The organism is Streptomyces sp. NPDC028289, assembly GCF_055565975.1.
In genome coordinates this window covers 540,048-560,253 of sequence record NZ_JBVHTI010000007.1, presented here as the reverse complement: position 1 = coordinate 560,253, position 20,206 = coordinate 540,048, and the positions used below count along the sequence as shown (strand labels likewise).

Sequence of the window (20,206 nt, the reverse complement as noted above, 5' to 3'; positions counted from 1 at the left end):
GGTACACGAGGAAGCCGGTGAGGGCGCCCCGTCCCCACGGACCCTCACCGGCGGTCTGTCACGAGCCGTACGTCAGACGCGTACGAGCTCCCGGTCCTCGTCGTCCTGGCCGGTCCCGGCATCCTTGTCGGACAGGGCGCGCAGGCCCTCGCCCTCGACGTCGACGTTGGGCAGCACCCGGTCCAGCCACTTCGGCAGCCACCAGGCGCGCTTGCCGAGCAGGGCGAGCACCGCCGGGACGATCGCCATGCGGACCACGAACGCGTCGAAGAAGACGGCGATGGCGAGGCCGAAGCCGATCATCTTGATCATGGACTCGCCGGCGGTGATGAAGCCGCTGAAGACGGAGATCATGATGATCGCGGCGGCGGCCACGACCCGCGCGCTGTGCCGGAAGCCGGTCACCACGGCCTGGCCGGGCGTCTCGCCGTGGACGTACGCCTCCCGCATCCGGGTCACGAGGAACACCTCGTAGTCCATGGCGAGACCGAAGACCACGCCCACCATGAAGATCGGCATCATCGACATGATCGGGCCGGTCTGCTCGACGCCGAGCAGGCCGCCGAGCCAGCCCCACTGGAAGACCGCGACGACGGCGCCGAGCGCGGCGAGCACGCTGAGCAGGAAGCCGAGGGCCGCCTTGAGCGGGACCAGGATGGAGCGGAAGACCGCGATCAGCAGGAGGAAGGCGAGGCCGACCACCAGCGCCAGGTACGGGACCAGCGCGTCGTTGAGCTTCTGCGAGAAGTCGATGTTCATGGCGGTGGTGCCGGTGACCAGGACCCGCGCGCCGGTGTCGGCCTTGACGTCGGCGCCCTGGTCGCGGATGGCGTGCACCAGGTCCTCGGTCTGCACCGAGGAGGGCTTGGAGTCCGGGATCACCGTGATCGTCGCGGTGTCGCCGGCCTCGTTGAACGCCGCCGGGGTCACCGTCACGACGTCCTTGAGGCCCTTGATGTCGTCGGCCACCTTGGTGGCCGCGGCCTTGGGGGTGTCACTGTCCTTGGCGTCGACCACGATCATCAGGGGCCCGTTGAAGCCGGGACCGAAGCCCTCGGACAGCAGGTCGTAGGCCCGGCGCTGGGTCGTGGACGTGGGCTGCGAGCCGTCGTCGGGCAGGCCCAGTTCGAGCTGGGTGGCGGGGAGGGCGATCGCGCCCAGTGCGGCCACGCCGAGCAGCAGCACGGCTGCCGGGCGGCGGACCACGAAGCTCGCCCAGCGGGCGCCCAGGCCGGGCTTGTCCTGCTGGACGGCACGGGCGCGTGTCCGGCGCTTCTCGCCCGCGGCCCTGACCCGCCGGCCCGCGTAGCCGAGCATCGCCGGGATCATGGTCAGCGCGATGAGGACGGAGACCACGACCGTGCCAGCCGCCGCGAGGCCCATCTTCGTCAGCATCGGCACGCCGACGACCGAGAGACCCGCGAGCGCGATCACGACCGTGAGGCCCGCGAAGACCACCGCCGAGCCCGCCGTACCGGCGGCGCGGCCGACCGCCTCCTCGCGGTCGCGGCCCTCGGCCAGCTCGCTGCGGTAGCGGGAGACGATGAACAGCGCGTAGTCGATGCCGACCGCGAGACCGATCATCAGCGCCAGTGTGGACGTGGTGTCACCGAGGTCGAGCGCCTTGGCGAGGGCGGTGATGGTGGAGACGCCGATGCCGACGCCGATGATCGCCGTCAGCAGCGGCAGTCCGGCCGCGACCAGTGAGCCCAGGGTGATGACGAGGACGACGGCGGCGATGGCGAGACCGATGGCCTCTCCGGCGCCTCCCGCGTCGGCCCCGGACTGGAGCGCGTCCCCGCCGACCTCGACGGTCAGCCCGGCCTTCTGGGCGTCGTGCCCGGCCGCCTCCAGCGCGTCGCGGGAGGAGTCCTTGAGCTCCGTGCCGGAGACGTCGTAGCGCACCGAGGCGTAGGCGACGGTGCCGTCCTTGCTGACGGCGTGCTGCTTGTACGGGTCGGTGACGGAGGTGACCTCCGAGCCGTCGGCCAGCTCCTTCACGGTCTTCTTGACGGTGGCCTTGTTGAGCTTGTCCGTCATCTTCTCGCCGGCCGGTGCTTTGAAGACCACCCGCGCGGTGGCGCCGTCGGAGCTGGAGCCGGGGAAGCGCTGGTCCAGCAGGTCGAAGGCCTTCTGGGCCTCGGTGCCGGGGATCGAGAAGGAGCTGGAGCCGGCCGCGGGGGCGGAGGCGGCGGCGACGCCTGCGAGGGTCAGCAGCGCCACCCACAGGAGCGCGACGTAGTGCCGTCGCCGAAAGGCGAGACGGCCCAGTTTGTAGAGGAACGTGGCCACGAGGGCGTACTCCCGGTCAGGTCGTGGGGTTTTCGGGGCAGGGGTGATCGGCCCGGTGGGTGGCAGGGCTGATCGGCCCGACGACGTGAGCGGAGACGTCAGGTGGGCTGGCTGCGGGGAAGGGTCAGCAGGTGGGTGCGCCGAGGGCGGGAAGCACCACGGCGTCGATGTACGACAGCAGGAAGGCCTGGGTGGGCGGCTGCTCGTCGATCAGCGAACGGGCGGCGAATCCACCGATCATCATGTGCATCACGAAGTCGATCGCAGGGTTGTCCGCACGGACCTCGCCCCGGTCGATCGCCCGTTGCAGCACCTGGCGGAACTGGGCCATCTCGGGCTCGATCAGATGCTCCTTGAACGCCTGCAGGAGGTCCGGGTTGCCGTGGACCGCCATGGCGAGCCCGCGCATCAGCGCGGAGTTCTGCTCCATCTCGCAGTCGTCCGAACGCATCGTGAGGGTGTGCAGATCGCCCCGGAGCGACCCGGTGTCGATCTCGCCGAGTGCGCCCCCCGGCTTCTGGTACCGGACCGCCCTGGCCACCAGCTCGGCCTTCCCGCCCCACTGGCGGTAGAGGGTGGCCTTGCTGGACTTGGTGCGGGCGGCGACGGCGTCCATGGTGAGGGCGTCGTAACCGACCTCGCGGAGCAGGTCGAGCACGGCCTCGTACAGCTCGGCCTCGCGCTCGGGCGTGATCCGACTGCGACGCGCCGTTGCGACCTCAGTCATGCCACTCACCCTCCACTGCTCCCTCGTCACCTTCGTGCTTGCATCTCGAAGATACCCCGCGATCTACAGAAACGAAACCGTTTCGTACGTGTGCTGTCTCACGTGACTGAGAAATCCGTGAGTTCCCACGAGTTGCTGGCCCTCCGCGCCCGGAAAAGCATGGGGAGGTGAGCTATCTGCGCCTGCCGCATCTCAGCGGCGACCTGTTGTGCTTCGTGGCCGAGGACGACCTCTGGCTGACCTCGCTCGACGCCCCGGGCCGCGCCTGGCGGCTCACCGTCGACCGCACCAAGTCCGGCCACCCGCGCTTCTCGCCGGACGGCCGCCGGATCGCGTACACGAGCTGGCGCAGCCTGGTCCCCGAGATCCACCTGGTCGACGTCGACGGCGGCCCCGGCCGGCAGCTGACGTACTGGGGCAGCGCCGACACCCAGGTGTGCGGCTGGACTCCGGAGGGGGACATCCTGGCGGTCGCCTCGCACGGGCAGCCCTTCTCCTATTTCACCTGGGCCTACAAGGTCTCCACCGACGGCGACCCGGGCCGCAAGCTGCCCTGGGGGCCGGTCGCCGACATCCAGGTCGCCGACATCGCCGACGAACGCAGGACCCTGCTGCTCACCGGTACCCCGCCGCACGAGCCGGCCGGCTGGAAGCGCTACCGGGGCGGCGCCATGGGCCGGCTGTGGCTGCACGGGCAGCGGCTGCTGGACGGCATCGGCGGCCATCTGCACTCACCCATGTTCGTCGGCGGCCGGATCGCCTTCCTCTCCGACCACGAGGGCGTCGGCAACCTCTACTCCTGCGCCTACGACGGCTCCGACCTGCGCCGGCACACCGACCACGACGCCTTCTACGCCCGGCACGCCTCCAGCGACGGCACGCGCGTGGTCTACCAGTGCGCGGGCGACCTCTGGCTCGTCGACGACCTCGGCCCGGCCGCGGCACCGCGCAGGCTCGACGTACGGCTGTCCGGGCCCCGGGCCGGGCGCCGCCCCTACCAGGTGCCGGCCGCCCAGCACGTCGACGGCGTCTCCGTCGACGAGACGGGCCGGGCCAGCGCCGTCGTCGTACGCGGCAGCCTGCACTGGCTCACCCACCGCGACGGCCCGGCCCGCACCATCGCCGACACCCCCGGGGTACGGGTACGGCTCCCGGAGATGCTCGGCTCGACCGGACAGATCGCCTACGTCACCGACGCCGGCGGCGAGGACGCCGTCGAGATCGCCCACCTGCCCCGGGCGACCGGCGCCCGCCCACCGCGCCGGCTGGCCTGCGGGAAGCTGGGCCGGGTGCTCGAACTGGTCTCGGACCCGCTGGGCGAACGACTGGCGGTGGCCGCACACGACGGCCGGCTGCTGCTCATCGACGTGGCCGAGGAGGTCGAGGTCGTCGAAACCTCCGCCGACTCCGTTGATTCTGCCGTCCCGGTTGATTCTGCCGTCCCCGTCGATCCTGCCGATTCCGTTGATCCTGCCGATTCCGTTGATCCTGCCGACTCCGTTGATTCTCTTGACGACATTGACCAGGTTGACGGCGAAGAGCCTGCCGACGTTGACTCTGCTGACGGTGCGGGTTCCGGTGACGCGGTCACCGAGTTGATCCAGTCGGTCAACGGACCGGTCCGTGACCTGGCCTTCTCACCGGACGGGTCATGGCTGACCTGGTCACATCCGGGCATCGGCCGTTCGCTGCGGCAGATCAAGATGGCCCGCATCAGCGACCGGCTCGTCATCGACGTCACCAACGGCCGCTTCGAGGACGAGAACCCGGTCTTCACCCGAGACGGCCGCTACCTCGCGTTCCTGTCCTGGCGCGGCTTCGACCCGGTGTACGACGTGCACACCGGCGACCTGTCCTTCCCGCTCGGCTGCCGCCCCTACCTGGTCCCGCTCTCCTCGGCGACCCCCTCCCCGTTCGCGCTCAACCCGGACGGACGGCCGGCCGCCGGGGGCCTGGACCCCGTCGAGGACGAGGAGCCCGGTGAGGGCGGCGCGGTGACGGTCGAGGTGGAAGGGCTGGAGAGCCGCGTGACCCCGTTCCCGGTCACCGCCTCCAAGTACTCGGCGATGTACCCGGTCGCGGGCGGCGGACTGGTCTGGCTGCGCTGGCCGATCTCGGGCGCGCTGGGCGAGACCTTCGTCAACCCGGCCGACACCAGCGGGCGGCCGACCCTGGAGTACTTCAACATCAGCAAGGCGAAAAAGTCCGAACTCGTGGACCACCTGGACTGGTTCACGGTCAGCGGCGACGGCAGCCGGCTGGTCGTGGTCGACGAGGGCGAGCTGCGGGCCGTGCCGTCGACCGAGTCCGGCGACGGCGACACCACCGTCTGGCTCGACCTGCGCCGTATCCTCCACGAGGTCGACCCGCCCGCAGAGTGGCGCCAGTCGTACGCCGAGGCCGGCCGCCTCATCCGGGACTACTTCTGGGACCCCGGGATGTGCGGCATCGACTGGGACGGGGTGCTCGACCAGTACCGCCCGCTGCTCGAACGGGTCGCCTCCCCCGACGACTTCGCGGACCTCCTCCGCGAGGTCCTCGGCGAGCTGGGCACCTCGCACGCCTATGTCACCCCGGCCCGCCGCAACGAGGGCCCGCCGCACTACCAGCGCTTCCAGGGCCTGCTCGGCGCCAACCTCGTACGCCGGGACGGCGGCTGGACGGTCAAGCGGATCCTGCCCGGCGACTCCTCCGACTCCAAGGCGCGTTCCCCGCTCGCCGGCACCGGCATCCGGGAGGGCGCGGTCCTCACCCACATCGACGGCAGACCGGTGGACCCGGTGACCGGGCCGTTCCCGCTGCTCGCGGGCGCGGGGGCCACGACGGTGGAGCTGACGTTCGTCCCGGGCGAGGGCGAGTCGGGGCCGCCGCGCCGGGTCGCCGTCCTCCCGCTGATCGACGAACGGCCGCTGCGCTACCAGGACTGGGTGGCCAAACGCCGTGAGGTGGTGCGGGAGATGAGCGGCGGCAAGTGCGGCTACCTGCACATCCCGGACATGGGCGGCTCGGGCTGGGCCCAGTTCAACCGCGACCTGCGGATGGAGGTCTCCCGGCCGGCGCTCATCGTCGACGTGCGCGGCAACGCGGGCGGCCACATCAGCGAACTCGTCGTGGAGCAACTCAGCCGGACCATCCTCGGCTGGGACCTGACGAGGAACGCCCAGCCGGTGTCGTACGCCTCCAACGCCCCGCGCGGCCCGATCGTCGCGCTCGCCGACGAGGCCACCTCCTCCGACGGCGACATGATCACGGCCGCGATCAAACTGCTGAAGCTCGGCCCGGTCGTCGGGCAGCGCACCTGGGGCGGAGTGGTCGGCATGACCGGCCGCCACCGCCTGGGCGACGGCACGGTGATCACGGTGCCGATGAACGCGGCCTGGTTCGAGGACTACGGCTGGTCCGTCGAGAACCACGGCGTCGCTCCCGACCTGGAGGTCCTGCGCACCCCCCTGGACTGGGCCGAGGGCCGCCACGTCGAGATGGACGACGCCATCCAACTGGCCCTGGACCTCCTCACCGACCACCCCGCAGCGGTCCCCCCCGACCACAGCGAAATCCCCAACCGCTCCCGCCCGAAGCTTCCCCCCAGGCCGACGGCCACTTGAGACGCCGGGGAGCATCCTTACCAAGGGGCGCGGGGAACTGCGCGACAAGCCCCCACCGCCCCGCACCCACCCCCCAACCGCCACCACCCCCAAAACCAAACGCAGGGCACCCTCCAAAAAGAAGGGCGCCCCACGCTCATCGGCCAAGCCGAGTGCAACGACTAGGCGTCGTAGTCCTGGTCGAACCGGTCCTGCATCTCCTGCTCGGTGTCGTCCAGGTTCTGACGACCGCGCTCAGTCGCCTGCCGGCCTCGCTCCTGCGCCTGCTGGCCCCGCTGCTGGGTGTGCTGGGCGCCCTGCTGGCCGCGCTGCTGCGCCTGCTGCTGGCCTTCCTGCATCTTCTGCTTGGCCTGTCCCTGCGTCTTGCCGGCCTTGTCCTTCATACCCATGTGGGTTCACTCCCGTGGAGGGTGAGGGGATCGGCCCTCAGTGGGGCCTCGACCAGATTCACACGGGCCGACTACGCGCGCACTTCGATCAGTTACGGTGCGTAGCACGCACCTCCTCGTCGGCCGCCCCACCTGCACCGACGAGCCCCGTACGCATGCCCTGCAACCGGGGCGCGAACCGCTTCATCTCCCGCTGCCCGACCGTGCCGATCAACGCCGGCAGGTACCCGCGCACGCCCTGCATCCCCCGCAGCCACCGCTGCCCGTACACGTGCGCCGAGCGCCGCTCGATGCCGGCCACGATCCGGTCCACGGCCGGACCCAGCGGGTAGGTCTTGTTCGCCGGCCACGGCAGCCGCTGCCGCAACTCCCGCATGACCTCGTCCTGGTCGGCGCCGCGCACCATGTCGGTGTCCGTCCAGGACAGGTACCCGACCCCGACCCGCACACCCTGGTGGCCGACCTCGGCGCGCAGGCTGTGCGCGTACGCCTCCACGCCCGCCTTGGACGCGCAGTACGCCGTCATCATCGGCGCCGGCGTGATCGCGGCCAGCGACGCGATCTGCAGCAGATAGCCGCGGCTCTCCGTGAGCACCGGCAGGAACGCGCGCGCCGTCACCGCCGAGCCGATCAGGTTGACCTCGATCACCCGCCGCCAGGCCACCGGATCCGAGTCGGCGAACGGACCGCCGTTCGCCACCCCGGCGTTGGCCACCACGATGTCGACCTTCCCGAACCGCTCCTTGACCTCCCGCGCGACCCGGCTCATCGCCTCGTGGTCGGTGACGTCGGCGTACCAGTACGCGCTGTCGCCGTGCAGCCTGCCGGAGACCTCCTTGAGGGCCTCCTCCTCCAGCCCGACCAGCGCGACCGTCGCCCCGCGCGCGGAGAGCTTGCGGGCGAGCAACTCCCCTACACCGCGCGCCGCTCCGGTGACGACGGCGACCTGTCCTTCGAGACCGACCCTGCTCATGAGCTCTCCTTGATCCGCTCGGGCCCGTCGGCGCCGGCTTCCTCAGGGGCGCCGGTCACGTACGCGGTGACCAGCTCCCGGATCTTTCCGTTGACCAGCTCCGGTGCCTCGACCGGAGTCATGTGGCCCATGCCCGGCAGTTCCGTGAGGCCGAGGGGGTGCGGCAGCGCAGCGATCAGCGCGCGGGCGTGCACCGGGGGCGTGAGCCGGTCGGCCGTGCCGGTGACGACCGCGGTGGGCGCACTCAACTCCCGTACACCGTGGTCGAGGTCGAGCCGCGCGAGGACACGCGCCCAGGTGTGGCGCACGGCGCGCGGGCAGGCATGCACGATCCGTGCGCATGCCTCGACCATGTGCGGGGCGGAACCCGGGCCCATGGTCGCGTACTTGAGGATGCGCCGCGCGAGGGGCGTGACGGGTCCGAGCGGGGCGCGCGAGGCCAGGACCCGCGCCGTCAGCCAGGTGCGCAGGCCGCCGGCGCGCAACGGCAGGACGAGCGCCTCCGCGACCAGCCGCGAACTGCCGGTGCTGCACAGCAGGACGGCGGCGGCGTGCTCGCGGAAACGGGGGCGCGCGGCGGCCGCCATGACGGTCATGCCGCCCATGGAATGGCCGACGATCACGGCACGTTCCCCGCGGGCGAGGGTCTGCGCGAGCACCGCTTCGAGGTCGTCCGCCAGCGCCTCGGTGGTGCACGCGGGGCTCGCGGGACTGCGCCCGTGCCCCCTCTGGTCGTACGCGATGACCCGGTGGTCGACGGCCAGTTCGCGCGTCTGCGCCGCCCAGAAGGCGGTCGAGCAGGTCCAGCCGTGGGCGAGGACGACGGGGGGCGCGTCCTCGGGACCGTGCACCTCGACGTGCAGGCGGGCGCCGTCGGCGGAGACGACGGTGAGTTCGCGGGCAGGGGCGGGCGGCGCGTACGGCCCGGAGGTCACCTGGGTGAGCCGGCTCACGCGCCCACCTCCGCGTCCGCGGCCCGTTCGCCGCCGATGCCGCCCGTGCCGCTCGGCAGGGGCGGGCGGATCACGTCGTACTCCGCGAGGTCCACCCGCTGGGTCGCACGCCGGAACTCCGTGGTCGTACCGGGCCAGATGGTGGTGTTGCGGCCGCTCGGGTCCAGGTACCAGCTGGTGCAGCCGCCGGTGTTCCAGACGGTGCGCTTCATGCGCTCCTGGACCTTGTGGTTCCACGCGGCCACGGCACCGGGGCGCGCGTCCAGGGCCGCACGTCCGCCGAGGACGCGGAGCTGGCGCAGGTAGTCGGCCATGTAGTTCAGCTGGGACTCGATCATGAGGATCATGGAGGAGTTCCCGAGGCCGGTGTTGGGCCCGATGATCGTCATCCAGTTGGGGAACCCGGCGGCCGAGGCACCGCGCAGCGCCTCCATGCCGCCCTTCCAGGTCTCCGCGAGGGTCCGTCCGTCGGCGCCGACGACCCGTTCGGCGATGGGCATGTCGGTGACGTGGAAGCCGGTGCCGAAGATGATCGCGTCGACCTCGGCGCTGCTGCCGTCGGCGGCGACGACCGTCGACCCGCGGATCTCGCTGAGCCCGCTCGCCACCACGTCCACGTTCCGCCGGGCCAGCGCCGGATAGTAGGTGCTGGAGAGCAGGATCCGCTTGCAGCCGATGCGGTAGTCCGGGGTGAGCTTGGCGCGCAGCGCCGGGTCCTTGATCGCGCGGGCCATGTTGCGCTTGGCGAGGCTCTCCACCAGGCCGAGTTCGTCGGGGTGCTTGGTGAACGCCTGGACCTGGAGTTCCCGGATGCCCCACAGGAGGCCGCGCCTGGCCTGGGTGGTGAAGGGCAGCGCGCGGTGCAGCCGGCGCTCGGCGGCGCTGATGGCCCGGTCGACGCGGGGCATCACCCACGGCGGGGTGCGCTGGAAGAGGGTGAGGTGGGCGACCTCGGGCTGGACGGCGGGCACGATCTGGATCGCGGAGGCGCCGGTGCCGACCATGGCGACCCGCTTGCCGCGCAGGTCGTAGTCGTGGTCCCAGCGGGCCGAGTGGAAGACCTTGCCGGGGAACGACTCCAGCCCCGGGATCTCGGGGATCTTCGGGTCGGACAGCGGCCCGGTGGCGGAGACGACGACGTCGGCGGAGAAGGCGCCGGCGGCGGTCTCGATCTCCCAGCGCAGCGCCTCCGCGTCCCAGGCCATCCGCTTGACCTCGGCGTCGAAGCGGAGGTGGGGCCGGAGCCCGAACACGTCGGTGACGTGCTCCAGATAGGCGCGGATGTGCTCCTGCCCGGAGAAGGTGCGCGGCCAGTCGGGGTTGGGTGCGAAGGAGAAGGAGTACAGGTGGGAGGGCACGTCGCAGGCGCACCCCGGATAGCTGTTGTCCCGCCAGGTACCGCCGACGCTGCCGGCCCGTTCCAGGACGACGAAGTCGGTGATCCCCTCCCTGCGCAACCGCACGGCCGCGCCCAGCCCGCCGAACCCGGACCCGATCACCGCCACCCGTACATGCTCGTGCTGGGCCATCCCGGAGCCTCCACACCTCGCCCGCGATTACGCCAGTGAACACTGGCACGGTTGGACTGTAGAGCAGCTCCGTACTGATGGGTAGGCCCCGGACGGAGGACGTTCACATCAGCGGCTCCGCCGCGGGTACCGGCGGTACAACATAGGCTGCGCACGTGACGGACGACGGCGGACGAACACCCTCCACGGCCTCCGCCCCGGGCGGCGGGCGCGAGTACCGCATGGAGGAACTGGCCGCACTGGCCGGCATCACCGTGCGCACCCTGCGCTTCTACCGCGAGCGCAAGCTGATCCGGCCGCCCCGCCGCGAGGGCCGTATCGCCTGGTACGACGACCATCACCTGGCCCGGCTGCGCACGATCTCGGCGCTCCTGGAACGCGGCCACACCCTGAACGGCATCGCCGAGCTGGCGGAGGCCCTCGACCACGGCAAGGACGTCGCCGAACTGCTCGGCGTCGACACCCCCACCGAGGAGGAGCCGGTCCGCCTGACCCCCGAGGAACTCGCCGCCCGCTTCGAGGGCGAGGTCACCCCGGAGAACCTCGCCGCCGCCATGGACCTCGGCTACCTCGGCACCGACGGCGACGACATCGTCCACATCAGCCGCCGCCTGCTGGACGCCTCCGAGGCCCTGGTCCGCGAGGGCTTCCCGCTCGCCGAGGTCCTGGCGGCCGGCCGCAGCGTCCGCGAACACGCCGACGCCCTCGCCGAACTCTTCGCCGACCTCGTCCTGCGCCACGGCCCCGAGGAGGACATGGAACGCCTGCGCCCGCTGGCCCGCAGCGTGGTGGAGGCGGAGGTGTCACTGGCGCTGGACCGCAGGCTGCGCATGAACCCCTGAAAAGGGCCGGTCAGAGGTCGTACACGACGGTGACCGGCGCGTGGTCGGACCACCGTTCGCCGTGCGTGGCCGCCCGCTCCACGAACCCCTTGACCGCCTTGCCGGCCAGCCCGGGCGTGGTCATCTGGTAGTCGATGCGCCATCCGGAATCGTTGTCGAAAGCCCGCCCCCGGTACGACCACCAGGTGTACGGCCCCTCGATCTCCGGGTGCAGCGCGCGTACGACGTCGACGTACCCGCCGTCGGCCGGGTCCAGGACGCTGGCGAGCCACTCGCGTTCCTCCGGGAGGAAGCCGGAGTTCTTGGTGTTGCCGCGCCAGTTCTTCAGGTCGGCCTGGCGGTGGGCGATGTTCCAGTCGCCGCAGACGACGACCTCGCGCCCGTCGGCGGCGGCCCGCTCGCGCAGCTCCTTCAGATAGACGAGGAACTCGCCCATGAAGCGGTACTTCTCGTCCTGCCGCTCGGTGCCCACCTCCCCGGAGGGGAGATAGAGGGAGGCCACGGTGACCCCGGGCAGGTCGGCCTCGACGTAGCGGCCGCTCGCGTCGAACTCGTCCGACCCGAAGCCGACGCGCACGCGGTCCGGCTCACGCCGGGTGTAGAGGGAGACGCCCGCGCGCCCCTTGGCGACCGCTGGGGCGTGCACCACGTGCCAGCCGCCGGGCGCGCGCACCTCTTCCGGGAGCTGTTGCGGCTCGGCGCGCACCTCCTGGAGGCAGAGCACGTCCGCGGAGGTCTCCGCGAGCCACTCTATGAGGCCCTTCTTCGCGGCGGCCCGCAGTCCGTTCACATTCACCGAGGTCACAGTCAGCACGCGGGAACGATACCGGCACACTGGACGGAGTCCCGATGTCCACCGCGTTCGCCGCCTGCACGAATATACGATGCCTAACATGAATATACGCCCGGTTGCCTTCGACCACCCCGACGCCGTCAAGCTGAACGACGAGGTCCAGGCCGAGTACCAGCTGCGCTACGGCGACGGCGGCGACGCCACCGTCCTCGACACGGCCGACTTCGAGCCGCCGAACGGCGTCTACCTGATCGCGTACGACGAGTCCGGCCGCCCGGTGGCCACCGGCGGCTGGCGCAGCCAGGACGCGAACGGCGAGGGCAACGAGGACGGCGACGCCGAGCTCAAGCGCATGTTCGTCATCGAGGCGATGCGCGGCCGGGGCCTCGCCCGCCGGATGCTCGCGGCCCTGGAGGCCGACGCCCGCACGGCCGGCCGCCTCCGCATGGTCCTGGAGACCGGCACCAAGCAGCCGGAGGCCATCGCCCTGTACACCTCCAGCGGCTACGAACCGTGCGGCAAGTTCGGCTACTACCGCCACTACGAGTCCAGCCGCTGCTTCGCGAAGGCCCTGGGGACGGGCTCGCGGGCGGATCTGTAGGGCTCGTCGCGCGCTCAAGAGTGCCGGTGGTAGGCCTTGTTGGCGATGCGCCAGCCGTCGCCGCCGCGGACCAGCAGGAAGATGTCGGTGAACGTGTCCGCGCCGTGGAAGAGCGTCATGGCCGCGGTGGCGACGGTGCCGTGGACGGCGACGGTGTCGATGCGACGGGAGCGCGCCGGTTCGTCCGGGGCGGGTCGGCCCGGGAAGAGCGCGCAGTACCGGTCGAGGGACCACGAGACGAATGCGCCGTCCCGGATCCCCTCGATGTGCGCGGTGGGCAGGAACGCGGAGCGGAAGTGGGCGGGGTCGCCGGTGGCGTGTCCGCGGATGTAGGCGTGCAGCGGTTCGAGCACGGCATCGGCGGCTGGGGCCGGGGTGATCGTGTGAGGTGGTGTGGTCATACGCGCCACGGTGGAGCACCGTGAGGGCTGCGACAAGCGCAGATCTCGCAGATCGGCTCCGCGTGGGCCGCATACCAGCTGGATACTGGGGTCATGGAGCTGACGGTGTGGCGGACCTTCGTGACCGTGTGCCGGCTCGGGTCGCTGTCGGCGGCGGCCGCCGAGCTGAACCACACGCAGTCGGCCGTCTCCCGGCAGATCGCCGGACTGGAGCGGCAGCTCGGCGCGGAGCTGCTGGAGCGCCATGCGCGTGGCGTGCGTGCGACACCGGCCGGCGAGGTGTTCCGGCGCCATGCCCTGGCCACGCTCGGCGAGGCCGACCGCGCGGTGCGCGCCGTACGGGATGCCCGTGACGGGGCGTTCGAGCGGCCTCTGGCGGTCGGCGCGACGCCCTCTCTGGCCGCGGGGATGGTCCCCGAGGCCGTCCGGGTCCTGCTCCAGCGATCCGGATCCGTCCGCTGGAGCCTGCTGCCCGGCCTCAGCGCGCAGCTGCACGACCGCGTGGTCGCGGGCGATCTCGACATCGCCGTGGTCACCGACGCTCCGCCCGGGCTGCCCCACGACCAGCGGGTCGAGCACCGGTTTCTCGGGCTGGACGACATGGTCGTCGTACTGCCCGTCGGCCACCCGCGGGCCGGACGCGGGCCCGTGCGCATGGGGACGCTGGCCGACCAGATCTGGGTCGAGGACAACGACGGGTCGGCGGCGCTCCTGCGCCTGCATGCCGCCCGCGCCGGGGTCGACGCCTGCATCGATCTCACGGCGGCCGATCTGCCCGGCAAGCTGGCCCTGGTCGCTACGGGTCATGCCATCGCGCTGATACCCGGTGTGCTGACGGGCGCGCTGCGGACCGACGTCACCACCGTGCCCCTCGTCGATCCCCCGACCCGTGGGATCTACGCGATCACACCGCGCCGCGACCCCCACCCCTTCGCAGTGCCGCTGCTCGACCATCTCGCCGCGGCCTTCGCCGCGCTCCGTCCGGCCCAAGCCGCGCGCCGGCCGGTCGAGTCGGACACGGCGGTGGCGGACGGAGCGTCAGCCGATCGCGCTCCACGGGAAAGCCGACGGGGCACCTGAGTCCGGGTGTGACCGATGCGATACGGACACACGGCGGTTCCCCTGACAACGACGAAGACCCCGCACGATCTTCACGATCATGCGGGGTCTCACCGTGCAGTGGACCTGAGGGGATTTGAACCCCTGGCCCCCTCGATGCGAACGAGGTGCGCTACCGGACTGCGCCACAGGCCCTTGCAACGAGTGAAACTCTAGCATCCCCGTCGGGGTGCTTGGAAATCCGTTCCCTGACTGGTCAGGCGCGGGGTGCCGAGGCGCCCCGCGCCCTCGCCGTCAGGTCATTCGTTGGCCGCGCGAGGGCGGTCGCCTTCCTCGTACTGGTCGAAGAGGGGCGTGCGGCCGCGTTCGCGTGCCCTGCGGGCGGAGGCCGCGATGGAGGTCCCCCCACGCGAGCGCCGTCGAGCGTGGGGGAGGGCGTCGGTCCGGCCGTCGTCCGGCGCAGCCCTGTCGTCGGCGGCGGGCTCCGCCTCCTCCGCCTCGGCCTCGGGCGCCGCCGGCCTGGTCTCCTGCTCCGGCACGACGGCGCTGGACCGCGCCGAGCTCCACGCGTCCGGCGCCCCCAGGTCCACGTCGGAGGTGGCGCGCGGCGCGACCGGTGCGGTCACGTACGTCGGCAGGGGCACCGGCACCGGGTCCCAGCTGTCCCCGTGTCCGGGCCGCCGCTGCCGCTCGCGCTGCTGGTCGACCCACTCGGCGTGGTCGGTCTGCTCGACGAGGGCGCGCCGGTCGGCGGCGAGTGCGGACAGGCCGGGATCGGTCCCGGGCTCTGGTCCCTCCTCCGGTTCGTCCGCGCCGACGCCCGCCGGGTCGAGGGGCGCGCGCCGGCGCGGCTGACGCTCCCGCAACCGCTGTGCGGCGGCCTCGGCCTGACGCCGGTCCATCTGGTAGGCGAAGCGCCGGCGCTCCTGTGCGCGCAGGTAGGCGATGTAGGCACTGAGCATGACGGCGGGCACGCCCGGCGCCCACAGGAACGCGAGCCCCCCGACGGCCGCGACGATCGCGCCCAGCGTGAAGGCGACGAAGAGCATGACGGTGGTGCGCCGACGGCGGGCGAGCGCCTTCGAGCGCCGGGCGCGTTCCGCGGCCGCCTGTGCGGAGGGTGCGCGCCGGGGGGCCGGAATCTGCCTGCGGGCGGGCGTGGAGCCCGACTTGGGCGCGGACGTGGAGGCGGAAGCCGGGGCCGGTACGGATGCGGTGCCCGCCTGACGGGGCGGCGCGGACCCGGACTTGGCCGCCGGCGCGGCGGCCTGGTCGCGCGCCGGTTCCTGGCGTCCGGCCGTCTCCGGCCCCACCTCGGCCCGGACCTGACGGCGGGTCGGGGGCATGGCGAAGGCCCGGACGTCCACCGAGTCGGTGGCGGCGTCCGGTTCACCGGCGTCCTGCTCCCCCTCCGAGGCGGAGCGCGCCCGCAGGTCCCTGGCGTACCGACGCTCCATCCCCGCCCGTCCGGACAGCAGCCGGATGGCGGTGCTGAAGCGTTCCGTCGGACGGGCCTCGTTCAGCTCGTCCTGCCTACGGAGCCACATCGGCACCAAGTAGGCGGCCCAGGCCCCGACAATGACTGCGTAGATGAGGCCGCTGCTGCTCACGCCTCACACGGTAGAGGGGTTTGCGTGGGGCCATCTGCCAATTGCGTCGGTGTGTCGCACGATCCGGCTGATATTTCGAGCTTTTTTTGTGACCGATGCGATCAGTAGGCCGTCGGAGCCGCGAATTCAACGCCTCGAGATGGTCAAGAACCGATCAATTTCGAACACGCATTCAATTTGTTCGACTAGCCGGGATTCCCTGGAGTGTTCTGCGGATTGCGGGGCACGTGCGGAGAAGTGCCCGTGCCCGTCGGGCCCGGTGCCTTCGCGGACGCGCCCTGGGAGCGTGCCCGCTGCCAGCGGCCGAGCAACCCCTCGGGCACCTCCTCCGCGGTGAGGGCGAAGACGAGGTGGTCGCGCCAGGCGCCGTCGATGTGCAGATAACGCGGCCGCAGCCCCTCCTCACGGAATCCGAGTTTCTCCACGACCCGGCGGCTGGGCCGGTTCTCGGGGCGAATGCAGACCTCGATGCGGTGCAGACCAACGGTGCGGAAACAGTGGTCCACCACGAGCGCGACGGCCGTCGGCATCACCCCGCGGCCGGCCACCGACTGGTCCACCCAGTAGCCGACGTGCCCCGAGCACATCGACCCCCAGGTGATCCCGGCGACGGTCAACTGCCCGACCAGGCGCCCCTGGTACTCGATGACGAACGGCAGCATGCGCCCCGCGTTCGCCTCGGACCGCAGGTGCCGGACCATCTGCCGGTAGGTCGGCCGGTGCACTATCGGCCCGCTGGGCGTGGGCGGCGGGATGGTGGCCTCCCAGGGGCGCAGCCAGTCCCGGTTGCGCCGGTTGACCTCGCGCCAGGCCCGCTGGTCACGCACCCTTATGGGCCGGAGGACGACATCGCCGTCCACCAGCACGACGGGCCAGGATGGGGTGTTCAGCTCGCACCCCCACTGCTGGGTGCCGGGTGGTCCCCGCCGCGGATCTGGTCGACGGCGTGCGCCAGCAGGGGTTCCAGGACGGCGAGGCCGTCCCGCACCCCGCCGGTGGACCCGGGAAGGTTGACGATCAGTGTCCGGCCCGCCACCCCGGCCAGGCCCCGGGAGAGCGCGGCGGTGGGCACCTTCTCCCGCCCGAACGCCCTGACGGCCTCGGCGATGCCCGGCACCTCGTAGTCGAGCACCGCGCGGGTCGCCTCCGGCGTGCGGTCGGTGGGCGAGATGCCGGTGCCGCCGGTGGTGACGACGACGTCGTACCCCGCCTCGACCCCCGCGCGCAGCGCGGCCGCCACGGGTTCCCCGTCGGGCACCACCCGCGGCCCGTCCACGCCGAACCCGAGGCCCGCCAGGCCCGCCGCGAGCAGCGGTCCGCCCTTGTCCTCGTAGACACCGGCTGCGGCCCGGTTGGAGGCGGTCACGACCAGCGCGCGATACGGCGCGCGCGGCGCACCGTCGGCGGACGGCCCGGCGTTCACGCCCGGCTCCAGTCGCCCGACTTTCCGCCCGTCTTCTCCTCCACGCGTACGTCCGTGATGACCGCTCCCTTGTCGACCGCCTTGACCATGTCGATCACGGTGAGCGCCGCGACGGAGACCGCCGTGAGCGCCTCCATCTCGACACCCGTGCGGTCCGTCGTCCGCACCGTGGCCAGGATCTCCACCGCGTCGTCCGCGACCGCCAGGTCCAGTTTCACACCGGAGAGGGCCAAGGGGTGACACAGCGGGATCAGGTCCGGGGTGCGTTTGGCCCCCATGATCCCGGCGATGCGCGCGGTGGCGAGGGCGTCGCCCTTCGGAACGCCCTCGCCGCGCAGCAACTCGACCACGCGGGGCGAGACGAGGACCCGTCCGCTGGCGCGGGCGGTGCGCGCGGTCACGTCCTTGCCGGACACGTCGACCATGCGGGCGGCGCCCGCGTCGTCGAGGTGCGTCAGTCGGTCTGGCACAGAGGGGCCGGGGGTGTCCCCCCGGAAGGGCTCAGTCATGCTGTGTGGCGCTCCCGGTCCTGGCCCGTCGCGGTGCGGCGGTCGGGCCTGCTGTGCGCGACACGGTACCGCCAAGACGGCCCGCACCAGCGGGCAGGACCGCCCGGCGGACTGGTACGCGTGGGTGGCTCAGCCGAGCAGGACGACCTCGACGTCGGTGCCGGGCTCCACGGACTCCACGTCCTCGGGTACGACGATCAGTGCGTCGGCGTGTGCCAGAGCCGCGACCAGGTGCGAACCGGCGCCGCCCACGGCGGTCACCTCGCCGCCGGCGTACGCCCCGCGCAGGAACTGCCTGCGCCCCCTGGGCGAGCCCAGCGCCTTGCCGGCCCTGAGGGTCGCCGTGGTGCGGGGCCGGTGGACGTCGTCGAGGCCCATCAGCGTGCGGATGGCGGGCCGCACGAACAGCTCGAAGGAGACGTACGACGACACGGGGTTGCCCGGAAGCGCCAGCAGGGGCGTGTGGTCGGGGCCGATGGTGCCGAAGCCCTGGGGCTTGCCGGGCTGCATGGCGAGCTTGCGGAAGTCGATGCCGCTGCCCGGCTCGTCCTCGTCGCCGACGTGCGCGAGGGCCTCCTTGACGACGTCGTACGCGCCCACGCTGACACCGCCGGTGGTGACCAGCAGGTCCGCGCGGACGAGCTGGTCCTCGATGGTGGCGCGCAGCGTCTCGGCGTCGTCGACGACGGCGCCCACCCGGTAGGCGATGGCACCCGCGTCCCGGGCGGCGGCGGTGAGGGCGAAGCTGTTGGAGTCGTAGATCTGGCCGCTGCCGAGCGCCTCGTCGGGCTGGACGAGTTCGCTGCCGGTGGAGACGACGACCACGCGCGGGCGCGGGCGCACGCGTGCCGTGCCGCGGCCGATCGCGGCGAGCAGCGCGATCTGCGGCGGGCCGAGGACGGTGCCGGCCGCCAGGGCGAGGTCGCCGGCCTTCACGTCGCTGCCCCGCGCGCGTACGTGCGCGCGTGCCTCGGCCGGCCGGTGCACGCGCACGTGCCCCTCGGCGCCCTCGGGCGCGAGGCTGCGCGCCCGCATCCCGGCGACCGGTCCCTCGCCGAGTCCGCCGTCGGTCCACTCCACGGGGACGACGGCCTCGGCGCCGGGCGGCAGCGGGGCGCCGGTCATGATGCGGACCGCCTGGCCGGGGCCGACCGGGGTCAGCTCGGCCGCGCCCGCCGCGACGTCCCCGACGACCTCCAGGACGGCCGGGAACTCCTCGCTCGCGCCCGCCACGTCCGCGACCCGTACCGCGTACCCGTCCATGGAGCTGTTGTCGAACGGCGGCAGTGAGAGAGGCACCGTGACGTCGTCGACCAGGACGCAGCCCTGGGCGTCGAGGAGTTGCAGCTCGATGGGTTCCAGGGGGCGGACGGCGGTGAGGATGTCCTCCAGGTGCTCGTCCACCGACCACAGGTGGTCCGGGCCGGCGGGGCGGGTCGCGGTGCTGCTCAACTCTGCTGCATCTCCTCGGCTACGTAACTGCGAAGCCAGGTCCGGAAGTCCGGGCCCAGGTCTTCACGTTCGCACGCGAGCCGGACAATGGCACGCAGATAGTCCCCGCGGTCGCCGGTGTCATAGCGGCGGCCCTTGAAGACGACGCCGTGCACGGGGCCGCCGACCTTCTCGTCCTGCGCGAGCTGCTGGAGGGCGTCGGTCAGCTGGATCTCGCCGCCGCGACCCGGCTCGGTGCGCCGCAGTATGTCGAAGACGTGCGGGTCGAGGACGTAGCGGCCGATCACCGCGTAGCTGGACGGGGCGTCCGCGGCGTCAGGCTTCTCGACCAGGCCGGTCACCTTGACGACGTCGCTGTCGGCGGTGGCCTCCACGGCCGCGGAGCCGTAGAGGTGGATCTGCTCGGGGTCGACCTCCATGAGAGCGATCACGCTGCCGCCGTGCTGCTCCTGGACCTGGATCATGCGCTGGAGCAGGGGGTCGCGCGGGTCGATCAGGTCGTCGCCGAGCAGGACGGCGAAGGGCTCGCGGCCCACGTGCGGGGCGGCGCACAGCACGGCGTGGCCGAGGCCCTTGGGGTCGCCCTGGCGGACGTAGTGCATGGTGGCCAGGTCGCTGGACTCCTGCACCTTGGCGAGCCGGCCGGCGTCGCCCTTCTTCTGGAGCGCCGATTCCAGCTCGTAGTTGCGGTCGAAGTGGTCTTCCAGGGGACGCTTGTTGCGTCCGGTGATCATGAGGACGTCGTCGAGCCCCGCCGACACGGCCTCCTCGACCACGTACTGGATCGCCGGCTTGTCGACGACCGGCAGCATCTCCTTGGGAGTGGCCTTGGTGGCCGGCAGGAACCGGGTGCCGAGGCCTGCCGCGGGAATGACAGCCTTGCTGATCCTGGGGTGCGACTGAGTCATGTCCGCAACCTTATCCGGTGCCTTTGCGAAGAATCCGAGGCTACGGACAATTGGTGCTCATATGAGCCGATTAGGGAAGGGTGCGGGAACGACCTGTGGAACACGGTGGACCTGAAGCCGACAGTGACAAGCGAACGTTG

The 20,206-nt window shown here is 72.0% G+C and carries 17 protein-coding genes, 1 tRNA gene and 1 pseudogene; 4 read left to right on the top strand and 15 right to left on the bottom strand.

The window, feature by feature from the left end; translation table 11 throughout:
- Positions 1–72: 72 nt before the first annotated feature.
- Both ACZ4UV_RS35770 and ACZ4UV_RS35765 read right to left on the bottom strand, forming a co-directional pair.
- Positions 73–2,292, bottom strand: a complete 2,220-nt coding sequence (locus tag ACZ4UV_RS35770; RefSeq protein WP_451016240.1) for an MMPL family transporter — start codon at positions 2,290–2,292, stop codon at positions 73–75.
- Positions 2,293–2,416: 124 nt separating this feature from the next.
- A complete protein-coding gene (locus ACZ4UV_RS35765) occupies positions 2,417–3,019 on the bottom strand; it encodes a TetR/AcrR family transcriptional regulator (RefSeq protein WP_451016241.1) in 603 nt (200 codons plus the stop codon).
- Positions 3,020–3,186: 167 nt separating this feature from the next.
- Between ACZ4UV_RS35765 and ACZ4UV_RS35760 the strand changes: the two genes are divergently transcribed.
- The gene (locus ACZ4UV_RS35760; protein ID WP_467843654.1) at positions 3,187–6,624 is read left to right on the top strand and encodes a S41 family peptidase; all 3,438 of its coding nucleotides are present in this window, start codon (positions 3,187–3,189) and stop codon (positions 6,622–6,624) included.
- Positions 6,625–6,785: 161 nt separating this feature from the next.
- On the opposite strand, the gene ACZ4UV_RS35755 is transcribed toward ACZ4UV_RS35760, so the two are convergent.
- From ACZ4UV_RS35755 to ACZ4UV_RS35740, 4 genes are all read right to left on the bottom strand, one after another.
- Positions 6,786–7,013, bottom strand: a complete 228-nt coding sequence (locus ACZ4UV_RS35755) for a hypothetical protein (protein ID WP_467843652.1) — start codon at positions 7,011–7,013, stop codon at positions 6,786–6,788.
- Positions 7,014–7,101: 88 nt separating this feature from the next.
- Positions 7,102–7,986, bottom strand: a complete 885-nt coding sequence (locus tag ACZ4UV_RS35750) for an SDR family oxidoreductase (protein WP_451016243.1) — start codon at positions 7,984–7,986, stop codon at positions 7,102–7,104.
- Entirely contained in the window at positions 7,983–8,939 is a 957-nt protein-coding gene (locus ACZ4UV_RS35745; RefSeq protein WP_467843650.1) for an alpha/beta fold hydrolase, read from the bottom strand. Before ACZ4UV_RS35745 ends, ACZ4UV_RS35750 begins: the two co-directional genes overlap by 4 nt.
- Entirely contained in the window at positions 8,936–10,468 is a 1,533-nt protein-coding gene (locus tag ACZ4UV_RS35740; protein WP_451016245.1) for a flavin-containing monooxygenase, read from the bottom strand. Before ACZ4UV_RS35740 ends, ACZ4UV_RS35745 begins: the two co-directional genes overlap by 4 nt.
- Positions 10,469–10,689: 221 nt before the next feature.
- Between ACZ4UV_RS35740 and ACZ4UV_RS35735 the strand changes: the two genes are divergently transcribed.
- Complete coding sequence (locus ACZ4UV_RS35735; protein WP_451016260.1) at positions 10,690–11,310, top strand: MerR family transcriptional regulator; 621 nt, start codon at positions 10,690–10,692, stop codon at positions 11,308–11,310.
- A 10-nt stretch (positions 11,311–11,320) separates the two neighbouring features.
- On the opposite strand, the gene ACZ4UV_RS35730 is transcribed toward ACZ4UV_RS35735, so the two are convergent.
- Complete coding sequence (locus ACZ4UV_RS35730) at positions 11,321–12,124, bottom strand: exodeoxyribonuclease III (RefSeq protein WP_451016246.1); 804 nt, start codon at positions 12,122–12,124, stop codon at positions 11,321–11,323.
- Positions 12,125–12,203: 79 nt separating this feature from the next.
- On the opposite strand from ACZ4UV_RS35730, the gene ACZ4UV_RS35725 reads away from it, so the two are divergent.
- Positions 12,204–12,704 (top strand): GNAT family N-acetyltransferase, encoded by a 501-nt coding sequence (locus ACZ4UV_RS35725; RefSeq protein ID WP_451016247.1) that lies wholly within the window; start codon positions 12,204–12,206, stop codon positions 12,702–12,704.
- Between the two features lie 14 nt (positions 12,705–12,718).
- Here ACZ4UV_RS35725 and ACZ4UV_RS35720 read toward each other — a convergent pair.
- Positions 12,719–13,066: pseudogene (locus tag ACZ4UV_RS35720) on the bottom strand (nuclear transport factor 2 family protein); the annotation flags it as partial.
- Between the two features lie 132 nt (positions 13,067–13,198).
- On the opposite strand from ACZ4UV_RS35720, the gene ACZ4UV_RS35715 reads away from it, so the two are divergent.
- On the top strand, positions 13,199–14,185 hold the full coding sequence (locus tag ACZ4UV_RS35715) for a LysR family transcriptional regulator (protein WP_451016248.1): 987 nt from the start codon (positions 13,199–13,201) through the stop codon (positions 14,183–14,185).
- Positions 14,186–14,285: 100 nt separating this feature from the next.
- On the opposite strand, the gene ACZ4UV_RS35710 is transcribed toward ACZ4UV_RS35715, so the two are convergent.
- From ACZ4UV_RS35710 to galU, 7 genes are all read right to left on the bottom strand, one after another.
- Positions 14,286–14,359 (bottom strand) — tRNA-Ala (locus ACZ4UV_RS35710).
- Between the two features lie 104 nt (positions 14,360–14,463).
- Positions 14,464–15,774: a divisome protein SepX/GlpR gene (gene sepX / locus ACZ4UV_RS35705; protein WP_451016249.1), complete on the bottom strand. Its 1,311-nt coding sequence runs from the start codon at positions 15,772–15,774 to the stop codon at positions 14,464–14,466.
- A 185-nt stretch (positions 15,775–15,959) separates the two neighbouring features.
- Positions 15,960–16,640, bottom strand: coding sequence for a GNAT family N-acetyltransferase (locus ACZ4UV_RS35700; RefSeq protein WP_390046864.1), 681 nt, complete (start codon positions 16,638–16,640; stop codon positions 15,960–15,962).
- A 20-nt stretch (positions 16,641–16,660) separates the two neighbouring features.
- Positions 16,661–17,197, bottom strand: a complete 537-nt coding sequence (locus ACZ4UV_RS35695; RefSeq protein WP_351488245.1) for a MogA/MoaB family molybdenum cofactor biosynthesis protein — start codon at positions 17,195–17,197, stop codon at positions 16,661–16,663.
- Complete coding sequence (moaC, locus tag ACZ4UV_RS35690) at positions 17,194–17,706, bottom strand: cyclic pyranopterin monophosphate synthase MoaC (protein WP_366356731.1); 513 nt, start codon at positions 17,704–17,706, stop codon at positions 17,194–17,196. Before moaC ends, ACZ4UV_RS35695 begins: the two co-directional genes overlap by 4 nt.
- A 129-nt stretch (positions 17,707–17,835) precedes the next feature.
- Positions 17,836–19,158, bottom strand: coding sequence for a molybdotransferase-like divisome protein Glp (glp, locus tag ACZ4UV_RS35685; protein WP_467843641.1), 1,323 nt, complete (start codon positions 19,156–19,158; stop codon positions 17,836–17,838).
- On the bottom strand, positions 19,155–20,066 hold the full coding sequence (galU, locus tag ACZ4UV_RS35680) for a UTP--glucose-1-phosphate uridylyltransferase GalU (RefSeq protein ID WP_351488252.1): 912 nt from the start codon (positions 20,064–20,066) through the stop codon (positions 19,155–19,157). The genes glp and galU overlap by 4 nt, the downstream gene beginning before the upstream one ends.
- Positions 20,067–20,206 lie beyond the last annotated feature (140 nt).